Origin of the sequence: Thermomonas sp. (assembly GCF_020850895.1) — a bacterium.
Classification (GTDB): Bacteria; Pseudomonadota; Gammaproteobacteria; order Xanthomonadales; family Xanthomonadaceae; genus Thermomonas.
On sequence record NZ_JADZDS010000065.1, the window covers coordinates 41,885 to 59,278 of the forward strand.

19 protein-coding genes are annotated in these 17,394 nt (G+C 65.6%); 10 read left to right on the forward strand and 9 right to left on the reverse strand.

What is annotated here, in order from left to right; all coding sequences use genetic code 11:
• Positions 1–29: 29 nt before the first annotated feature.
• From queD to bfr, 3 genes are all read left to right on the forward strand, one after another.
• Positions 30–383 (forward strand): 6-carboxytetrahydropterin synthase QueD, encoded by a 354-nt coding sequence (gene queD / locus IT472_RS06370; RefSeq protein ID WP_297180027.1) that lies wholly within the window; start codon positions 30–32, stop codon positions 381–383.
• Between the two features lie 79 nt (positions 384–462).
• On the forward strand, positions 463–666 hold the full coding sequence (locus tag IT472_RS06375) for a (2Fe-2S)-binding protein (protein ID WP_297180030.1): 204 nt from the start codon (positions 463–465) through the stop codon (positions 664–666).
• Positions 667–813: 147 nt separating this feature from the next.
• Positions 814–1,287 (forward strand): bacterioferritin, encoded by a 474-nt coding sequence (gene bfr / locus IT472_RS06380; RefSeq protein ID WP_297180033.1) that lies wholly within the window; start codon positions 814–816, stop codon positions 1,285–1,287.
• Positions 1,288–1,319: 32 nt separating this feature from the next.
• Here bfr and IT472_RS06385 read toward each other — a convergent pair whose 3' ends face one another.
• Both IT472_RS06385 and IT472_RS06390 read right to left on the reverse strand, forming a co-directional pair.
• Entirely contained in the window at positions 1,320–3,560 is a 2,241-nt protein-coding gene (locus tag IT472_RS06385) for an ATP-binding protein (RefSeq protein WP_297180090.1), read from the reverse strand.
• Between the two features lie 50 nt (positions 3,561–3,610).
• On the reverse strand, positions 3,611–5,326 hold the full coding sequence (locus tag IT472_RS06390; protein ID WP_297180035.1) for an EAL domain-containing response regulator: 1,716 nt from the start codon (positions 5,324–5,326) through the stop codon (positions 3,611–3,613).
• A 202-nt stretch (positions 5,327–5,528) separates the two neighbouring features.
• Between IT472_RS06390 and IT472_RS06395 the strand changes: the two genes are divergently transcribed.
• From IT472_RS06395 to nudC, 3 genes are all read left to right on the forward strand, one after another.
• Positions 5,529–6,266: a DUF6776 family protein gene (locus tag IT472_RS06395; RefSeq protein WP_297180038.1), complete on the forward strand. Its 738-nt coding sequence runs from the start codon at positions 5,529–5,531 to the stop codon at positions 6,264–6,266.
• A 67-nt stretch (positions 6,267–6,333) separates the two neighbouring features.
• Positions 6,334–6,663 carry an iron-sulfur cluster insertion protein ErpA gene (erpA, locus tag IT472_RS06400; RefSeq protein ID WP_297180093.1) on the forward strand — a complete coding sequence of 110 codons (330 nt, stop codon included), beginning with the start codon at positions 6,334–6,336 and terminating at the stop codon, positions 6,661–6,663.
• Positions 6,664–6,665: 2 nt separating this feature from the next.
• Positions 6,666–7,577: an NAD(+) diphosphatase gene (gene nudC / locus IT472_RS06405; RefSeq protein ID WP_297180041.1), complete on the forward strand. Its 912-nt coding sequence runs from the start codon at positions 6,666–6,668 to the stop codon at positions 7,575–7,577.
• Between the two features lie 19 nt (positions 7,578–7,596).
• On the opposite strand, the gene IT472_RS06410 is transcribed toward nudC, so the two are convergent.
• Together IT472_RS06410 and IT472_RS06415 are read right to left on the reverse strand one after the other, a co-directional pair.
• Complete coding sequence (locus IT472_RS06410; protein ID WP_297180096.1) at positions 7,597–8,004, reverse strand: DUF2752 domain-containing protein; 408 nt, start codon at positions 8,002–8,004, stop codon at positions 7,597–7,599.
• A 72-nt stretch (positions 8,005–8,076) separates the two neighbouring features.
• Complete coding sequence (locus IT472_RS06415) at positions 8,077–8,352, reverse strand: CD225/dispanin family protein (RefSeq protein ID WP_297180044.1); 276 nt, start codon at positions 8,350–8,352, stop codon at positions 8,077–8,079.
• A gap of 247 nt (positions 8,353–8,599) precedes the next feature.
• Here IT472_RS06415 and IT472_RS06420 point away from each other — a divergent pair, with 247 nt between their 5' ends.
• Positions 8,600–9,886: an SDR family oxidoreductase gene (locus IT472_RS06420; protein WP_297180047.1), complete on the forward strand. Its 1,287-nt coding sequence runs from the start codon at positions 8,600–8,602 to the stop codon at positions 9,884–9,886.
• On the forward strand, positions 9,883–10,353 hold the full coding sequence (locus IT472_RS06425) for a DUF2269 domain-containing protein (RefSeq protein WP_297180050.1): 471 nt from the start codon (positions 9,883–9,885) through the stop codon (positions 10,351–10,353). Before IT472_RS06420 ends, IT472_RS06425 begins: the two co-directional genes overlap by 4 nt.
• A 6-nt stretch (positions 10,354–10,359) precedes the next feature.
• On the opposite strand, the gene IT472_RS06430 is transcribed toward IT472_RS06425, so the two are convergent.
• Positions 10,360–12,264 (reverse strand): MFS transporter, encoded by a 1,905-nt coding sequence (locus IT472_RS06430; protein ID WP_297180053.1) that lies wholly within the window; start codon positions 12,262–12,264, stop codon positions 10,360–10,362.
• A 124-nt stretch (positions 12,265–12,388) separates the two neighbouring features.
• Here IT472_RS06430 and IT472_RS06435 point away from each other — a divergent pair, with 124 nt between their 5' ends.
• A complete protein-coding gene (locus IT472_RS06435) occupies positions 12,389–12,532 on the forward strand; it encodes a hypothetical protein (protein ID WP_297180057.1) in 144 nt (47 codons plus the stop codon).
• Between the two features lie 113 nt (positions 12,533–12,645).
• The gene (locus IT472_RS06440) at positions 12,646–13,533 is read left to right on the forward strand and encodes a nuclease-related domain-containing protein (protein ID WP_297180060.1); all 888 of its coding nucleotides are present in this window, start codon (positions 12,646–12,648) and stop codon (positions 13,531–13,533) included.
• Between the two features lie 23 nt (positions 13,534–13,556).
• On the opposite strand, the gene IT472_RS06445 is transcribed toward IT472_RS06440, so the two are convergent.
• From IT472_RS06445 to purH, 4 genes are all read right to left on the reverse strand, one after another.
• Positions 13,557–14,585: a zinc-binding dehydrogenase gene (locus IT472_RS06445; protein ID WP_297180062.1), complete on the reverse strand. Its 1,029-nt coding sequence runs from the start codon at positions 14,583–14,585 to the stop codon at positions 13,557–13,559.
• Positions 14,586–14,608: 23 nt separating this feature from the next.
• On the reverse strand, positions 14,609–15,895 hold the full coding sequence (purD, locus tag IT472_RS06450) for a phosphoribosylamine--glycine ligase (protein ID WP_297180065.1): 1,287 nt from the start codon (positions 15,893–15,895) through the stop codon (positions 14,609–14,611).
• Between the two features lie 10 nt (positions 15,896–15,905).
• Entirely contained in the window at positions 15,906–16,358 is a 453-nt protein-coding gene (locus tag IT472_RS06455) for a hypothetical protein (RefSeq protein WP_297180068.1), read from the reverse strand.
• Positions 16,359–16,368: 10 nt separating this feature from the next.
• Positions 16,369–17,394, reverse strand: a 1,026-nt coding sequence (purH, locus tag IT472_RS06460) for a bifunctional phosphoribosylaminoimidazolecarboxamide formyltransferase/IMP cyclohydrolase (RefSeq protein WP_297180070.1), incomplete at its 5' end; no start/stop codon positions are given.

Sequence of the window (17,394 nt, forward strand, 5' to 3'; positions counted from 1 at the left end):
GTCCATCGCGGCACCGTAGAATGCCGCCCATGGACATCTTCAAGACATTTTCCATCGAAGCGGCGCACCGCCTGCCCAATGTCCCGGCCGGGCATAAATGCGCGCGGCTGCACGGGCATTCGTTCCGGATCGAGTTGCACGTGACCGGCGAGCCGGACCCGCATGCCGGCTGGATCCTGGACTTCGCCGAGGTGACCCGTGCCTTCCAGCCGTTGCAGGAACAGCTCGACCACAACTATCTCAACGAAATCGAAGGGCTTGAAAACCCGACCAGCGAACGCCTCGCGAGGTGGATCTGGGAGCGCATGCAGCCCGTGTTGCCGCAGCTTTCGGAGGTCGTCGTGCGTGAAACCTGCACATCGGGTTGCCGTTACCGGGGGTAGGGTCGACCCCGCGGCCAATGGTTGACTATCATTCGTATTTGCGATTGAATCACGTCATCATCCAGCCCGACCTGCTTCGATGTACGTGTGTATTTGCAATGGCGTGACCGATCGCACGATCCGTGAATCTGCGGATGCTGGATGCGAGAGCGTGGCGGAAATGACCATGCGCACCGGCGCCGGCGCCTGCTGTGGCTCGTGCGTAGGCCTCGTGGCCGAGATCATCGCGGAAGTCCAGACCCGCCGGCATCTTGAACTGCCGCTGCTGGCGAACGCCGCCTGACCTTCCGGCCGGGCGCGGGTCCGATCGCGGACCGCCGACGTGTCCGGGAGCGTTGCCCGCCCTTCCCCTCGGGCCGACGGCCTTGGCCCGTGCCGCGGCCCCCTGCTCGCGGTACAGTTGCGCTTCATCGAACTGGACACATCGGCAATGAAGGGCGATTCCCAAGTCATCGGTTTCTTGAACAAGGCGCTCTACAACGAGCTGACCGCGATCAACCAGTATTTCCTGCATGCCAAGATGCTGAAGAACTGGGGATTGAAGGCGCTTGCCGAGCACGAGCACCACGAGTCGATCGACGAGATGAAGCATGCCGACATGCTTGCCGAGCGCATCCTGTTCCTCGAGGGGCTACCCAACTTCCAAGCACTGGGCAAACTTCGGATCGGCGAAAACCCGACCGAGATGTTCCGCTGTGACCTCGCGCTGGAGATGGAAGCGGTGCCGTTGCTGCGCGAGGCGATCGCCCATTGCGAGTCGATCGGGGACATCGGCAGCCGCAAGATCTTCGCCGACATCCTCCATTCCGAGGAAGAGCACATCGACTGGCTGGAAACCCAGCTGGACCTGATCGGGCGCGTCGGCGAGCAAAACTACCTGGCCCAGGCGATCGAAGGTTCCTGATCGCCTGCGGGCTCGGATCCGGCGGGCGGAGTTCAGGTTTTCCCGCTTCCGCCCGCCGCGAGGGCGGCCTTGAGTGCTTCCCGCACCTGGCTGAATTCACTGACGATCTGGGCGACGGCCACCGCCGGTTGCGACAGCGTGCCGTCACGTGCCCCGTATTCTAGGTCACGGGCGGCGTTGGACAGGGTCATCGCGCCGACGTTTGCGCTCGAGGATTTCAGCGTGTGCGCTGCGATGCGCAGTGCGATCGGATTACTCGCGGAAACCGCGTGTTCAAGCTGAGCGATCAGCCGCGGCGCATCTTCCAGGTAGACCGAGATGATCTTGTCCACCTCCGCCCCGAGCACCTCGCGCAGTTCGCCGAGGACGCCAAGGTCGAGCGTCGAGGGGCGCCCCGCGTCCTGACTCTCCGTCGCCGCTTGGACGGGTTGCGGCACCGGCATCTGCGTCCCCTTCCAACGCGCGATGCATTGTTCAAGCTCGGCCCGGCTGACCGGTTTTGACAGGTAGTCGTCCATGCCGGCATCGAGGCATTTGCGGCGATCGCCGGCCATCGCATTGGCGGTCATCGCGATGATCGGGAGTCGGCGTTGGGCCTTGCGTTGCTGTTCGAGATCACGCCAACGTCGGGTCGCCGAGTAGCCGTCGAGGACCGGCATCTGGCAGTCCATCAGCACGAGGTCGTAATCACCCTCGTCCAGTTTTGCCAGTGCTGACTGCCCGTTGCCGGCGGTGTCGCACTCAGCGCCAAGGACCTCAAGCAGGCGCTGCGCGACCATGAGGTTGACCGGGTTGTCCTCCACCAGCAGGATCTTGGCCTTGCGGCCGAGTTCGACCTTCGGCGTGGGCGCAGGGGCCGGGGCCGGATGCGGGTCGTGTTGCGCCCACGCGACCCCGGAGGCGGACAGGGCCGATCGCAGTTCGGCATCCGCCGCGGTGCGGGAGAGGATGCTCGCCCCGATCGGCAGGTCCTGCGATGTGACCTCCTCGCCACGCAGGTACACGAGCCGCGAAGTGCCGTATTGGTCGCGGCGTTCCAGGTTGCGGGCCAGAGAAACCGCTGTGCTGCGGATGCTCGAAAGGTCGGCAAGGACAACGGAAAAATTCCAGGGTTCACCCTGTTGGTTGGCCTGGCGCATGCGCTCGAGCGCATCGTGGGTGTTTTCCACCACGGTCACCCGCAGCCCCCAGTTGGGCAGCAGCAGGGTCAGTCGCATGCGCAGCTTGGCATCGGTGGTGATCAGCAGCACGCGGCCGCCGTGCAGTTCCTGGCGGCGTTCGGTGATGTCACCCTGAACCTTGAGCAGCGGCACCTCGAACCAGAACAAGGAGCCACGGCCGGGCTCGGATTCGACCCCGATGCGGCCGCCCATCAGCCCGACGATGCGTTGCGAAATCACCAGCCCGAGGCCGGTGCCACCGTACAGCCGGGTGGTCGATGCGTCGGCCTGGCTGAACGGCTGGAACAACTTGGCGCGGGTGGCGGCATCAATGCCGATGCCGGTGTCCTGGACCTCGAAGCGCAGTTGGTGCTGGGTGGACGATTCACCCATGCGGCGCACGTTCATGGTGACGCTGCCGTGCTCCGTGAACTTGATTGCGTTGCTCAGCAGGTTGCTGAGGATCTGCCGCAGCCGGACCGGGTCTCCGCGGACCGGAAGCCGCACGGAATTTTCGATCTGCAGGGTCAGGCGAAGGCCCTTGGCCTCGGCGGGCCGCTGCATGAGGGTGAGTACACTCTGCATCAACTCGCGCAAGTTGAAGCCGGTGGTTTCAAGTTCGAGGCGGTTGGCCTCCAGCTTCGAATAATCAAGGATGTCGTCGACGATCCGCAGCAGTTGCTGCGCCGAAGCGGACGCGGTGCGCAGGAATTCCTGTTGCTCGAGCGCCAGGCGGGTGTTCGACAGCAGGTCGAGCATCGGGATGATGCCGTTGAGCGGGGTGCGGATTTCGTGGCTCATCGTGGCGAGGAACTCGCCCTTGGCCATCACCGCCGATTCGGCCGCTTGCTTGGCTTGGGTCAACTCCTTCTCGAGTTGAGTGTGGCGGCTGATCTCCTGCTGCAGCGAGTCGATTTCCTCGGCATTGCGTCGGCTTTGCTCGGCGTGTTCCTGCAGACGGTTTTCGCGTTGCCGAACCACGAAGGCCAGCGTGGTCGTTGCGAACAGTGCCAACAGTGCAAGCACCAGTGCAATCAACTGCCACGGACCTTGCAGGCCGAACCGTTCGATCACCAGGGACAGGGCGGCGCCGGCCGCCGCACCCAAGGCCAGCCAGCGGGTCACCAGCATGTTGCGCCCGTAGTCAGCGGGGTCGATGGCACTCACAGGGTTGCGCTCCGGAAGTCGAAGTCCAGTGTCTGTTCGGGGCGATGGACGAGGTTGCCCTGGATGAAGTCAATCCCGCCAATCCACAGCGCGGCGGCGGCTTGGGGATCCTCCACGCCCTGTGCGATGACCTGCAGCCCCTGCCGGTGTGCGTGTTGGATGGCCTGGCGCATCTCGTCGTGCAGCGTCTGGGCCAGCGGCAGTTGCGCGAAATCAGATGCCAGACGCAGGTATCCGAGCGGAAGCTGGTCCAGCAGCATGGAGGATTCCATGTTGTGCCGGTACTGGCTGAGGGAAAATTGCACCCCTGACGGGAGCATCTGTCTGCAGAATTCACGCAGCAGGACCGCGTGGACCATCGCGTCTTCCAACCGCACGTCGATGATCAATGCCTGGCCTTCGATGCCTGCGGCCACGATTTCCTGCTGGAGCCAGTCGGCATAACCCTCCTGGGCCAACGACCTCGGCGATTGGGACACGATGAGCTTGACCGGCCGTGCCGTCCGCCGACGCTCGCGCAGCAGGTCGAGCGCATGCTGCATCACCCAGCGATCCAGTTGCGAGAGCAGGCCTGCGGTCTGGGCGGTATCGATGAATTCCGCGGCCTTGCGCACGCTGCCGTCGGCACCGCGCATCCGCGCAAGGACCTGGTAACGTGCCTCGTCGCCACCGGCCACGGCCACCACCGGCTGGAACGCCAGGTACAGGGTGTCGCTTCCGGGAGCCAGCGCGGAACGCAATTCTTCTGCGATCTCGTTGGCGGCGATGCGGTCGGCGGGAACGAAGCGGGCGATCCCGATGGGCGAACCATGTGCCTCGCGGGCGGCGTCCTCGGCGGCTGCGAGCACATCGGCGGAATCCTTGAATCCGTGATCGAACGAGGTGTAGCCGATGGTGCAGCGCAAGCGCAGGGTGGTGTCCCCGACCCGGAAGTCGGTGTAGCCGATGCCGTCGCGCAGGCGACGTGCGAATTCCTCCAATCCGCCAGCATCCAAGCCATTGGCGATGACGAAGAAGGCGTTGTCGCTCAGGCGTGCCGCAGCTTCGTGTTTCGTCAGCTCGCGGAGCTTGCGTCCTGCCGAGTTGATCAGGTCTTCGAATTCCGCGAAACCGAAGCGGTCGTGGAGCGCGGCGGCGTTTCCCATCTCGATGAGCAGGGCTCCGCCAGGACTGCCCGAGACGGCGTGCTGGGAAAGGATCTTCATCAGCGTGGGCCGGGTGTGCAATCCGGTCAGGGGATGGCGATCGATCTCGGCCGGTGCCTGCTGGCTGTGGTTGATGGCGCGAGCGCGGCGGATCCTGTTCTGCACGGCCACCACCAAGTGGCGAGGCCGCACCGGCTTGACGATGTAATCGTCGCCACCGTGTTCGAGCGCGTCCAGTTGGCTGTCCGGATTTTGGTCGCCGGTCAGGAACACCACCGGGATGTGTTCGAAACGGGGATGCTCGCGGATCTGTGTCGTCAGCGAGGTGCCGCTGGTACCTGGCATGTGCAAGTCCATCAGCACGAGCTCGGGCTCGAAGCGTTCAAGCGTTTCCATCAGCAGTTCAGGCATGGACACCACTTCCGCGTCCATGCCGGCGCCGCGCAGGATGGCTTCGGCAAACAGGGCCTGACTGCGGTCGTCCTCGACGATGAGCACGCGGTAGCGATCGGACGCCGCGGCGTCTGGTTGGGAGGACGGGGAATTACCGTTGGCTGTTTCGTTCATCCTTACCTCGCAATACCGAACTCCCGCCGTGGGTCACGCGGTCGGGTCGCTACGGTTTCCGACGATGGTGGACCCAAAGGGCCCACAGGGGTTTGATTCTGACGCAAAACGTAGGCAATGGGGCCCCCGCGGATGGGGCGGGTGGGATGATTGATTGCACCAAGGCTTGACGCCGAATGCCAGCGGTGCGATATCCGACACGATGGAGAACCCAGCTGCGAATGCGATGGTGCACAAGCCGGGACACCCGAGGGCCGCCGTGGTCGTGCTGGTGGCGAGTGCATTGCTGCTTGGCTTATGGGGTGCGTGGCGCAGTTTCGGCCCTATCCCACCGAATGCGCGTGAACGCCTCGAGGCGCAGGAACGCAGGATCGACACGCTCGAACAGCAGGCGACCACGCTTGCGCGTTCCGACCAGATCAGCCGCAAGGCGAACCAGGACCTGCAGGCGACCCTTTCCGACCGCGTCGAGGAAATCGCCAGCCTGCGCGCCGATGTCGCCTTCTACGAGCGTTTCGTCGGTGCGGCCGGGCAGCGGCACGGATTGAGCGTGCACGAACTGCGGCTGAAACCGCAGGGCAGTCCGGGGGTCTGGCATTTCGTCGCCACCCTCACCCAGAACCAGATCCGCGATGCGATGAGCAGCGGCCGCTTGGAACTGGCGCTTGAGGCCACTTCGGCTGGCCGAATGCGTACGTTCGACTGGAATGCCTTGCGCCAGCAGCCCAGGGCCAGCGGCATCGACTATGCCTTCAAGTATTTCCAACAGGTCGAGGGCGATATCCTGCTGCCGGCGGGCGCCGAACCCGTGCGCGTGATCGTGCGCCTGCAACCCAAGGCCGGGTCGGTGGTTGAACAATCGTTCGGCTGGAGCGAGGCCGCTGGCGATGGGGATGCCGAGGGTGCGCAGACCCATGCCTCGCAAGCACGGGGCGGTTGAATCCGGGCCTGCTTCGCGCCATCCTGCCCGGGTGGAGACAACGGTCCTGGAACGATTCCTTGCGCTGATGCCGCCTGCGCCGATGACGTTCACTGCGGCGGCTGCAGCCAAGGTGCGCGAACTGCTTGCGGACGAGGGCGATGCATCGCTCAAGCTGCGTGCCTTCATCTTGGGCGGTGGCTGCACCGGATTCCAGTACGGCTTCGAGTTCGATGACGGCCAGAACGCAGATGACATCGTGATCATCACCGACGGCGCCAGCCTGCTGGTCGATCCGCTCAGCCTGCAGTACCTCGCCGGATCCGAGGTCGATTACGTTGAATCACTGACCGGTGCCCAGTTCGTGATCCGCAATCCGAACGCCAAGACGACCTGCGGCTGCGGCAGCATCGAGTGAGCATGGCCGCCATGGATCCGCTGTCGCCCTTTGCATTCGTGGACGGAGCACTGGACCGTGCCGATGCGCTGCGTGACGCTCCGGAAGCCCTGGCGAAGTTGTGGCCGCACGCAGGCGTGATTGCGTTGGATGCGGAAGGGCGCGTGCTGGCGGACAGCGACGGGATGCCGCTGACACTGGTCGGCGCCATGCTGGGCGAAGGACCGGGCACGCACACGTTCTTGGGCCAGTGCGAAGGCAGGGCGTGGTTCCTGGCCGAGGCACCTCAGATCGACGCACCGCAGCGAATCGACCTGCGCAGTGCGGCGGCACGCTGGCCGGCGTGGCAGGCCACGCTGTTCGCCCAAGCGCGCGCGCTCCAGCACTGGCATTGCCGGCACCGGTTCTGCGGTGCCTGCGGCAATGCACTGCGGTTTGAGCGTGCGGGTTGGTTGGGCCGCTGTGATGCCTGCAACAGCGAGCACTTTCCGCGCACCGACCAGGCCATCATCGTCGCCGTGACCGACGGCCAGCGGTTGTTGCTCGGACGACAGGCCAGCTGGCCGAAGCGGCGCTGGTCGGTGATTGCCGGATTCGTCGAGCCGGGTGAAACGCTGGAACAGACCGTGGCCCGCGAAGTGCTGGAGGAAACGGGCGTGCGGGTGGATCCGCGCGCCGCGCGCTACCTCGCCTCGCAGCCCTGGCCCTTCCCGAGCGCGCTGATGCTGGGGTTCGTTGCACAGGCAGCAGCGGATGAGCCGAACGTCGGGGACGAGTTGGAGGATGCGCGCTGGTTCGATCCAGAAGCGGTGCGCGCCGGTCTCGCACGGGACTGGAAGGACGCCGAGCATGAGGGCGATGGCATCGTCCTGCCGGCGCCGCTGTCGATCGCCCGGCACGTGATCCAGGCATGGCTTCAGGGCTTGGCTGCCTGATACGCGTCACCGGTCGGGATCAGCCGGGAGCCAGCAGGGCGAATGGCATCCACGGCAGGTTGCGCAGGAAGGCAAAACCCGGCAGCAGCACCAACCACAGGCGTGGGTTGGCCAAAGACGCCGCCAGCCCCAGCAACTGCCGCGGCAGCAGGCCGGCGCCGTGCAGTACCAGCAGCGCCAGCGGTGGCAACGAAACAACCAGCAGCGGATTCATCGCCAGCGCGCCGGTCAGGTCCAGATGGGTCAGCGCGTACAGGCAGCGGGTGCTGCCGCAGCCCGGACAAAACAGCCCGGTCAGGGTGTGAAACGGACAAGGCGGCAGCGGGTTGCCGGCGACGTTGGGGTCGACCTGGCGCAGCAGCGCGAACGCACCGAGGCCGAGCAAGGACACTGCCGTCAGCGTGGCGTAGCGGCTGCGCGTGCGCAGCCAAGCCGTGTGGACATGGCGCAGTCCAGTGCCAGGTCGAACGGAGCCAAGCTGGACTTGCGGGGTGTCCACTCAGTGCAGACCCATGCCGGTGGCCGAAATGCCAATCACCAGGATGAATGCGACGTAGAGTATGAGCAGGACAACGAAGGCTCCGGCAGCCCAGATCGCCCACGACTTGGCCTTGTCGGCGGCCTCCTGCGCGGCGGCGTAATTGCCGGCCGCCACCAGCCCATCAACCTTGGCGGCATGGATGATGGAAACGATGCCCAACGGAAGGCAGCAGAACAGGGTGGACAGGATCGCCCAGACCATGTTGTTGGAAATGGGGCGCATTTGAGTGTTCATTGCGGCAGGCTCCAGTGGGAACATCGGCTGTCGGGGACGTCGCGAAGACCTTCAACACGAACGGTTGCGCATGCTTGGATCGTGGGGCGACGGTTCGCATGGTCGCACGAAAATCAAACCAGGAATCAGCGACGCGGGACGTTCCATTCCGGCCTTCGACAGCGTCCAGATCGGCAGGGACAATGGGGCAGGCAGCAGGCAGCAGGCAGCATCAAGGCCATGCATTGGCAACTGATGGAGGCGTGAGGTGGTGGAATTCGGCTGTGCCCTGGTGGTGGGAGGTCGGGGGTTTCTCGGCGGATTCATCGTTGCCGCGCTGCGCCGGCGCGGCTGGCGCGTGCGCGTGCTGGCGCGACCACAGGGACGCAGCTTGGATGCGGACGAGGTGCCGGGTGACCTGACCCGGATGCAGGACGAGGAGGCCTGGACGAGGGCACTGGACGGCGTGTCCGTGGTCGTCAATGCCGCCGGTATCCTGCGCGAAGAAGGCCGGCAGTCCTTCGAGGCGGTGCACGAACGAGCGCCGCTCGCTCTGGCACGTGCTTGCGCTGCCCGCGGCATCCGCTTCGTGCAGGTGTCGGCGCTGGGGCATCCCGACGACGGCGGCTTCATTGCTTCCAAGCACCGCTTCGACGCGGCCCTGCTGGCGCTGCCGGTGGAGGCGGTGGTGCTGCGTCCTTCGGTGGTGTATTCACGCAGCGGGTCCTACGGCGGCACCTCGCTGCTGCGGGCGCTGGCCGCGTTTCCGTGGCGGATGGTGTTGCCGGGGGATGGGCGCTGGACCTTCCAGCCGCTGTGCGCAGAGGATCTGGGCGAGGTGGTTGCGGCGGCATGCGGGGGCGGCGAACGCGGCGTGTACGAATTGGGCTGCGAGCAACCGATCGCGCTGCGCGATTACCAGCAGGTCTGGCGAAGATGGCTGCAGATTCCGGGCGACCGTGCCTGGCAGGTGCCGCTGCCGCTGGTGCGGGCACAGGTGGCACTCGGGCAATGGTTGGGCCGTGGCCCCGTCAACCGCACGATCTGGAACATGCTGCTGCGCGGCAATCGCACGGCAGGCGACGCGCACCGGCGTGCCCACGCCGTCTTCGGGCTGCGCGTGCGGGCTTTGGAGGAGGTGTTGCAAGACGCACCCAGCCAGATGCAGGACCGCTGGGCGGCGCAGCTGTATTTCCTCGCCCCCTGGCTGACGTGGAGCATGGTGCTGCTGTGGCTGCTGTCGGGTGTCGTTGGCCTGACGGCGCCGACAGCGCGAATCGAGGCGCTGGCGCAAGGAACCGTGCTCGAAGCGGTGGCGCCGCTGGCGTTGGCACGCGGTGCCGGCGTCCTCGACATTGCCTTGGCGCTGTGGCTTGCATTTGCACGCCGACGGCGTGGCGTGGTTCTGGTGATGCTGGCCTGCACATCGGCCTATCTGCTGGTTTTTGGTTTGACTGTCCCGGCGCAGCTCTTCGATCCACTGGGTGGACTGATCAAGAACATCGCCCTGATTCCGGCGCTGGCGGTGCTGTGGGTGCTGGTGGATCGGAGATGACGGTGGACTACCTGACCCTGAAATGGATCCATATCCTGTCATCGACCCTGCTGCTGGGCACCGGCTTGGGCATCGCGTTTTTCATGTGGATGGCGCACCGCAGCGGCGATGCGCGCCAGATAGCCGCCACCGCGCGGGTGGTGGTGATCGCCGACGCGCTGTTTACCGCGCCGGCGGTCGTCGTCCAGCTCGGAACCGGGCTGTGGCTGGCGTGGTTGCTGCACTTGCCGCTGACCGAATTCTGGGTTGGGACGGCCTTGCTGCTGTTCTTCGTGATTGGCGCCTGCTGGCTGCCGGTGGTGTGGCTGCAGGCGCGCGCCCGCGACCTAGCCCGAGCCGCGGTCGAAGCGGGCATGCCGTTGCCGCCGGCCTACGCGCGGGTGATGCGCTGGTGGTTCTGGCTGGGCTGGCCGGCTTTCATCAGCGTGATCGCGATTTTCTGGCTGATGGTGCACAAGCCGGTCTGAGGTGGGTTACGCGGCATCACCACGTAGCGCCTTCACCTTTCCTTCCAGCAGCGCCGCACTGGCTTCACTGGCGGGCACCGGCACCCCGGCCAGCACCTCGATCTTGGCCCACAGCCGACGCGGCAAGCGGGCGCGGTGCAAGCGCGAGTCGCGATTGCTCCACATGCTGCCCCACATGTTCTTCAGCGCCAGCGGCACCACCGGCACCTGCTGGCCGCGCGCGGCAGCACGCTGCATGATCTTCTCCATGCCGGGCCGGAACGGGGCGATCTGGCCGTCCGGGGTCAATGCGCCTTCCGGGAAGATGCACACCAGCTCGCCTTCGGCCAGCGCCGCATCCACCGCGTCGAATGCGCGCGCCATCACCTCGGGATCCTCGCGTGCGCCGGCAATCGGGATGGTCTTGGCGGTCTTGAAGATCCAGCGCAGCACCGGGATGTTGAAGATCTTGTAATACATCACGAAGCGCGCCGGCCGCGGAATGCAGGCCCCCAACACCAGCGCGTCCATGAAACTGACGTGGTTGCACACCAGCAGCGCCGCGCCTTCGTCGGGCACGTTGGCCTCGATCCCGTGCAGCTTCAGCCGGTACAAGCTGCGTACCATCAGCCAGCACAGGAAACGCATCAGGAACTCTGGGACGATGGTGAAGATCCAGAGCGCCACGAGCGTGTTGGCGATTGCCAAGGCAAGGAACAACTGCGGGATCGTCCAACCCAACACGCGCTGCACGAAAATACCGATCAAGGCCGCAAGCACGATGAACATCGCGTTCTGGATGTTCATCCCGGCGATCACTCGCGCCAACTCAGTCCGCGGCGTGCGGCTCTGGATCAGGGCGAACAGCGGCACCACGAAGAAACCGGTGAACAGGCCCACGCCGACCAGATCCATGACGATCCGCCAGCTCCCCGGCGCCTGCGCGAATTGCGCGACCGTCATCCCTTGCGCCAACGCCTGGCCGGGGCGGGCGAAATACAGGTCGAGCAGGAAGGCGCTGATGCCGAGTGCGCCCAGCGGCACCAGGCCGATTTCGACCGTGCGACCCGAGAGTTTTTCGCAGGACATCGAGCCGATGCCGGCGCCCACCGAGAACAACGCCAACGCGAAGATATAGAGATTCTGGGTGCCGCCGAGGTTGTCCTGTGCATACACCGGCAACTGCGCGGTGAGAATGGTGCCGACGAACCAGAACCAGCTTACTCCCAGCACCGCGTTGCGCACTGCCAGCCGCTGGCGGGTGAGCTGCCAGATTTGCAGGCTGACCCGCAGCACGTTCCAGTCCACCTTGAGTTCGGGATTGCCGGCATCGACCTTGGGGATGCGCCGCGCAACCAGATTCCCGGCGATCGCCATCAGGATCACCGACACCGCCGCCACCTGCGGGCCGTGCGCGCCGGCGAGCTGGAAGATCAGCCCGCCGAAGATCATGCCGACGAGGATCGACAGCGAGGTGCCCATTTCGACCAAGCCATTGCCGCCGGTCAGTTCTTCGGGCTTGAGCACCGAGGGCAGGATCGAATATTTCACCGGCCCGAACAGGGTGGACTGCATGCCGGTGCAGAACAGCGCCACCAGCAGCACCGGCATGCTCTGCAGCAGGAAACCCACTGCCGCCAGCGACATGATCGCGATCTCCATCGTGGTGGTGATCACGATGAGCTTCTGTTTCTCCAATCGCTCTGCGATCTGCCCGGCGCTGGCCGAAAACAGGAAGAACGGCAGGATGAAGATCGCCGGCGCGAGGTTCGCGTACAGCCCCATCTGGGCGCTGCCCACCGCCATGAATGCCAGCAAGCCGATGATGGCCTGCCGATAGACGTTGTCGTTGAACGCGCCCAGCCCCTGCACGATGAAATAGGGCAGGAAGCGGCGCTGGGAGAGCAGGTTGAACTGGCTGTGGCCGGACATGGAAACGCCTGCTGAAGTACCACGGGAGGATAACGGATGCTGGAGGCGGTTCCGGTGGCGGTATCATTCCGCTGCCGCAGGTCTCCCCACCGGAAGCCAAGGCCCCATCCAGTCAGGAGGCACCATGTCTCTCGCCCGCCGCGCCAGCGTGCCGCACGCCGCCATGCTGATGATCCTCGCGACCGGTGCGTTGCTGTGTGCCACCATGGGCTATCGTGGGGCGCAGCGCGCATCGTCGACCATGAAGCCCTGTTCGAGCCCCGCCTGACCGGGGTGGCCAACGAGAGCCGGCTGGTCTGGCATGGTTCGGCGTCATGCTGGCCACCGCAGCGCTGGTTGTTCTGAAATCGATGCGGCGCAATCGCGCCTGAGGAGAGTTCCATGGATGCACGAGGCTTGGGCATGGTGACGGTGATTGCCACCAGCTTCCCGCTGGCACTGGCTCTGGCTGTCATCCATTGGCAAGTGAACCAGAGCCGCATGCTGAAGGCACAGGATGCGGTCGATGACGTGGCCTCCAAACTGCCGGCGGAGCGCCAGCGCCGGCGCATCGAGGAGCGCAGCGACAAGATCCAGTGGCTGACCGTGCAGATGCTGATCTTTGGCATGGCGGCTTGGGTCGCCGTGGTGGCCTCGCAGATCCCATGGACCGCGTTGCGCTTGTCCTGGATCGACGGGGCGATACTGCTGCTTGCGGTGGGTTGGGCGGGGCTGACCATCCGCCAGCTTTCGGTGTTGTGGGAGGAGCGGCGCGGTGGCGGTGATGGCGTGCGCGCCGAGGTGGCCGTGGCGCGCGAGCTGGATGGGCTGCAGGCACTGGGTTGCCAGGTTTTCCACGAGGTCCCGGTGCGGGATTTCGATATCGACCATGTGATCATCGGCAACACGGCCGTGTTCGCGTTGGAGACCAAGGCGCGTCGCAAGGGCGGCAACGGTGCAAAAGCCGAAGTGCGCTATGACGGCAACACCCTGCATTTCCCGCACTGGGCCGAAACCAGGCCCCTGGAGCAGTCGCGCATGCAGGCGCGCTGGCTAGCCGATTACCTTGGCGAGCTGCTGGGGCGTCCGGTTCCGGTCATTCCGGTGCTGTGCCTGCCAGGGTGGAGCGTGTGCGAGGAGCCGGGAGCCGAACAGGGTGATGTGCGCGTCATCGACCCGAATGCGGAACCGCATTTCCTGTCCGCCAATGCCCAGACGCCGCTCGATCCGGAATTCAGGGTCAGCGTGGTCAAGTCCATCCACGCCCTCTACCGCAAGATTGCGACCTGATCCGGTCCGGGAGCGATCCGGCATCAGGGTGTGATCACGGTGCGAGTGTGGCCGCGAAAGCCGGCCAGTGCGTCCAGCCGCTGGTTGATGACGTCGGCATCGAGCGGAATGGTGTCGGCGATCACGCCCTTGAGGTCGAGCTTGCCGCGGTGCAGGAAGTCCATCAGGGTCACCAACTCACTGCGTAGATGGTCGGAGACCCCGATCACTTCCGTTTCACGGCAGATCAGGTCGCCGAAGCTGTCCACCTCGAACGGCGCTTGGGTGATCCCGGCAATCGCGGCGCGACCTTGCACCGCCAGCGCCGCCACCGCCTGGCGTTGGGTCAGCGGCAGGCCGGCAAACTCCAGGGCGACCTCGACCCCGTCACCGCCGGTGGCTTCGCGCAGCTGCCGCACCGGCGGGCCGTCGGCCGGATCGATCGGCGTGGCGCCGAAGCCGCGTGCTGTGGCGAGCTTGCCCGGGTCGATGTCGACGGCAAAGACCTGCGCGGCTCCACAAGCAAAAGCCAGTTGGATGGCCGACAGGCCCAGTCCGCCGCTGCCGAACACCGCGACGCGATCACCGGGTGCGAGCCGTGCCTTGCGCAAGGCATGGAAGGCGGTGGCGCTGGAGCACATCAGGATCGCCGCTTCCGCCGCACCGACGCCGTCGGCCACGGGGATCGCGTTGTGCGCCGGGGCTACCGTGTATTGGGCATAGCCGCCGTCGAGGTGCTTGCCGAGCATCTTCCCGTGCCGACAGAACTGCTCCAGGCCGCGTGCGCAGGCGTCGCAGCGACCGCAGGTGACGAGGTAGTGCAGTGCGACGCGATCACCGATGTCCACCGAATCCACGCCCGGGCCGAGGGCATCCACGCGGCCGGCGATCTCGTGTCCCGGCGTGATCGGCAAGCGCGCGACACTGGCGATGCCATCACGGTAATGGGTGTCGGAATGGCACATCCCGGCCGCTTCGATGCGGATGCGGATTTCGCCAGGCCCGGGCTCGGGCAGTGCAGTCTCGCGTTGCTGCAGGGGCTTGCCGAGTTCGAAGATCTGCACACAGCGCATGGTGGCTCCCGGGAGATCGTTGTTCAGCGTCGTTCGCGTGCGACTGCCCGCCAGCCGATGTCGTTGCGATGGAATTCGTGGGTCCAGTGGATGGAGGCAACGCCCGCATAGGCATTGCGCTGTGCGTCCAGCACGGAGTCGCCCAGCGCGGTCACGCACAACACCCGGCCGCCCGCACTCAGCACGCGTCCACCGGCATCCTGCGCGGTCCCGGCATGGAACACCTTGGCCTGCGCCGGCACCGCATCCAGCCCGCTGATCACGTCGCCGCTGATCGGTGACTCGGGGTAGGGCTTGGCGGCCATCACCACGCCCAGCGCCGGACGTGGATCCCACTGCGCTGCAACGCCTGCGAGCCTGCCGTCGATCGCGGCCTCGACGAGCTCGACCAGATCCGATTGCAGGCGCAGCATCACCGGTTGGGTTTCCGGGTCACCGAAGCGCACGTTGAATTCGATCACCTTGGGCGCGCCGCTGGCGTCGATCATCAGCCCGGCGTACAGGAAACCGGTGAACGGAATGCCATCGGCGAGCATCCCCTGCACCGTGGGATTGACCACCTCGCGCATGACGCGGGCGTGCACATCGGGGGTGACGACCGGCGCCGGCGAGTACGCGCCCATGCCGCCGGTATTGGGGCCGGTGTCGCCATCGCCCACGCGCTTGTGGTCCTGCGAGGTCGCCATCGGCAATGCGGTGGTGCCGTCCACCATCGAGATGAAGCTGGCTTCTTCGCCGTCCAGAAATTCTTCGATGACCACGCGCGCGCCGGCATCACCGAAGGCATTGCCGGAGAGCATGTCACGCACTGCGGCTTCGGCTTCGGCCAGGGTCATCGCCACGATCACGCCCTTGCCCGCGGCCAGGCCATCGGCCTTGATCACGATCGGCGCGCCCTTGTCGTGCACGTAGGCAAGTGCGGCGTCGACATCGGTATGCACGGCGTAGAACGCGGTGGGGATGCCGTGACGGGCGAGGAACGCCTTGGCGAACGCCTTGCTGCCTTCCAGCTGGGCCGCGGCAGCGGTGGGGCCGAAAATCCGCAAGCCCGCGGCGCGGAAGCGATCCACCACGCCGGCCACCAGCGGCACTTCCGGGCCGACCACGGTCAGCGCAACGCCTTCGCTTTGCGCAAGTCGCAGCAGGCCGTCGAGGTCGGTGACCTTGATCGGCACGTTGCGGCATTTGGCCTCGAGCGCGGTGCCGGCATTGCCGGGCGCCACCAGCACGTCGGAGACGCAGGGCGACAGCGCCAGCTTCCACGCCAGCGCGTGTTCTCGGCCGCCGGAACCGATGACCAGGACTCTCAATCTCCTCTCCTCACGGGGGCGTGTGTGCGCCGGCATCGTGCGTTGCGCTCGGGCAATCGCGGGCGGGCATCGAGACCTCGAAGAACACCCCGCCGTGGCGATCGACGAAACGCCTCTTCAGGACCGCGGTGGTGTGTAACAGGGGACGGACGTCGGGCTCAAGGCACCACTTCAGCAGGTCGATTTGCTCGGCCTGCTGGAGTTCGTTGAAACGGGGGTTTTGTCGGGTCTTGGCTGCGGTGCCGAGCGGGCTGCGGATCACTTCCACCAAGGCGTTGCCTTCCACCTTGACCGATTCGACCACGAGGTCCTCGATATAGGGTTTGGGCAAGGCCGCGGCCATCGTCGCCTGCACCTGCGCAAGCGCCTGCCGGGTGTCGCTGTTGCCACCGCTGCAGGCGGCCACCGCCAGCAGGCTGCCGAAGACCAGTGGGTGGATGATGCGAGCGGAAACATTGGCCATGGCGGCGTCCTCAGTGGCGGAAATGCCTGACACCAGTAAACACCATCGCAATCCCGTGTTCATTCGCAGCCGCAATCACTTCGCTGTCGCGCATCGAGCCGCCCGGTTGAATCACCGCCTTGATGCCAGCCTCGGCCGCGGCGTCGATGCCGTCGCGGAACGGGAAGAACGCATCGCTGGCCATCACCGAGCCGGGCACGATCAAGCCCGCGTCCACGGCCTTGATCCCGGCGATGCGGGCCGAATACACGCGGCTCATCTGCCCGGCACCGACGCCAATGGTGCGGCTGTCCTTGGCATAGACGATCGCGTTGGACTTGACGAATTTCGCCACCTTCCAGGCAAACAGCAGGTCGGCAAATTGCGCTTCGGTGGGGGCCAGCGTGCTCACCACCTTCAATGCATCACGGGTGACAACGTGGGCGTCGGCGGTTTGCAGCAGCATCCCGGAGTTGACCCGCTTGCTGTCGATGAAGCCGGGCGTGACCGGTGCCAGCGGAATGCGCAGTACGCGGACGTTCGCTTTCTTTTTTGCGTAGGCCAGCGCGTCGTCGTCGTAATCCGGGGCGATCAAGACTTCGACGAACTGGCGATCCAGGATGGTTTTGCAGGTGGCGCCATCGAGCTTGGTATTGAAGGCGAGGATGCCGCCGAAGGCACTGGTGGGATCGGTGGCATAGGCCGCTTCGTAGCTGTCCGCGCAGCCGTTGCCCACGGCAACGCCGCAGGGGTTGGCGTGCTTCACGATCACGCAGGCCGGGGCATCGAACTGGCGCACGCATTCCCACGCTGCATCGCTGTCTGCGATGTTGTTGAAGCTGAGTTCCTTTCCCTGCAATTGGGTAAACGTCGCCAGTGAGCCGGGCGCCGGATACAGGTCGCGGTAGAACGCGGCCTGCTGATGCGGGTTCTCGCCGTAGCGCAGGTCCATCAGTTTGACGAAGCTGCCGTTGGCCTGCGCTGGGAAGGCACTGCGCGCCGGCACGGCGCTGCTGGCATCGGTGATTGCGGACAGGTAGTTGCTGATCGCGGCGTC

Bases quoted from the DNA above. Each gene is read 5' to 3' on its own strand.
- queD (WP_297180027.1), top strand. From the start codon at position 30: ATGGACATCTTCAAGACATTTTCCATCGAAGCGGCGCACCGCCTGCCC.
- IT472_RS06375 (WP_297180030.1), top strand. From the start codon at position 463: ATGTACGTGTGTATTTGCAATGGCGTGACCGATCGCACGATCCGTGAA.
- bfr (WP_297180033.1), top strand. From the start codon at position 814: ATGAAGGGCGATTCCCAAGTCATCGGTTTCTTGAACAAGGCGCTCTAC.
- IT472_RS06390 (WP_297180035.1), bottom strand. From the start codon at position 5,326: ATGAACGAAACAGCCAACGGTAATTCCCCGTCCTCCCAACCAGACGCC.
- IT472_RS06395 (WP_297180038.1), top strand. From the start codon at position 5,529: ATGGAGAACCCAGCTGCGAATGCGATGGTGCACAAGCCGGGACACCCG.
- erpA (WP_297180093.1), top strand. From the start codon at position 6,334: ATGCCGCCTGCGCCGATGACGTTCACTGCGGCGGCTGCAGCCAAGGTG.
- nudC (WP_297180041.1), top strand. From the start codon at position 6,666: ATGGCCGCCATGGATCCGCTGTCGCCCTTTGCATTCGTGGACGGAGCA.
- IT472_RS06415 (WP_297180044.1), bottom strand. From the start codon at position 8,352: ATGAACACTCAAATGCGCCCCATTTCCAACAACATGGTCTGGGCGATC.
- IT472_RS06425 (WP_297180050.1), top strand. From the start codon at position 9,883: ATGACGGTGGACTACCTGACCCTGAAATGGATCCATATCCTGTCATCG.
- IT472_RS06430 (WP_297180053.1), bottom strand. From the start codon at position 12,264: ATGTCCGGCCACAGCCAGTTCAACCTGCTCTCCCAGCGCCGCTTCCTG.
- IT472_RS06435 (WP_297180057.1), top strand. From the start codon at position 12,389: ATGTCTCTCGCCCGCCGCGCCAGCGTGCCGCACGCCGCCATGCTGATG.
- IT472_RS06440 (WP_297180060.1), top strand. From the start codon at position 12,646: ATGGATGCACGAGGCTTGGGCATGGTGACGGTGATTGCCACCAGCTTC.
- IT472_RS06445 (WP_297180062.1), bottom strand. From the start codon at position 14,585: ATGCGCTGTGTGCAGATCTTCGAACTCGGCAAGCCCCTGCAGCAACGC.
- IT472_RS06455 (WP_297180068.1), bottom strand. From the start codon at position 16,358: ATGGCCAATGTTTCCGCTCGCATCATCCACCCACTGGTCTTCGGCAGC.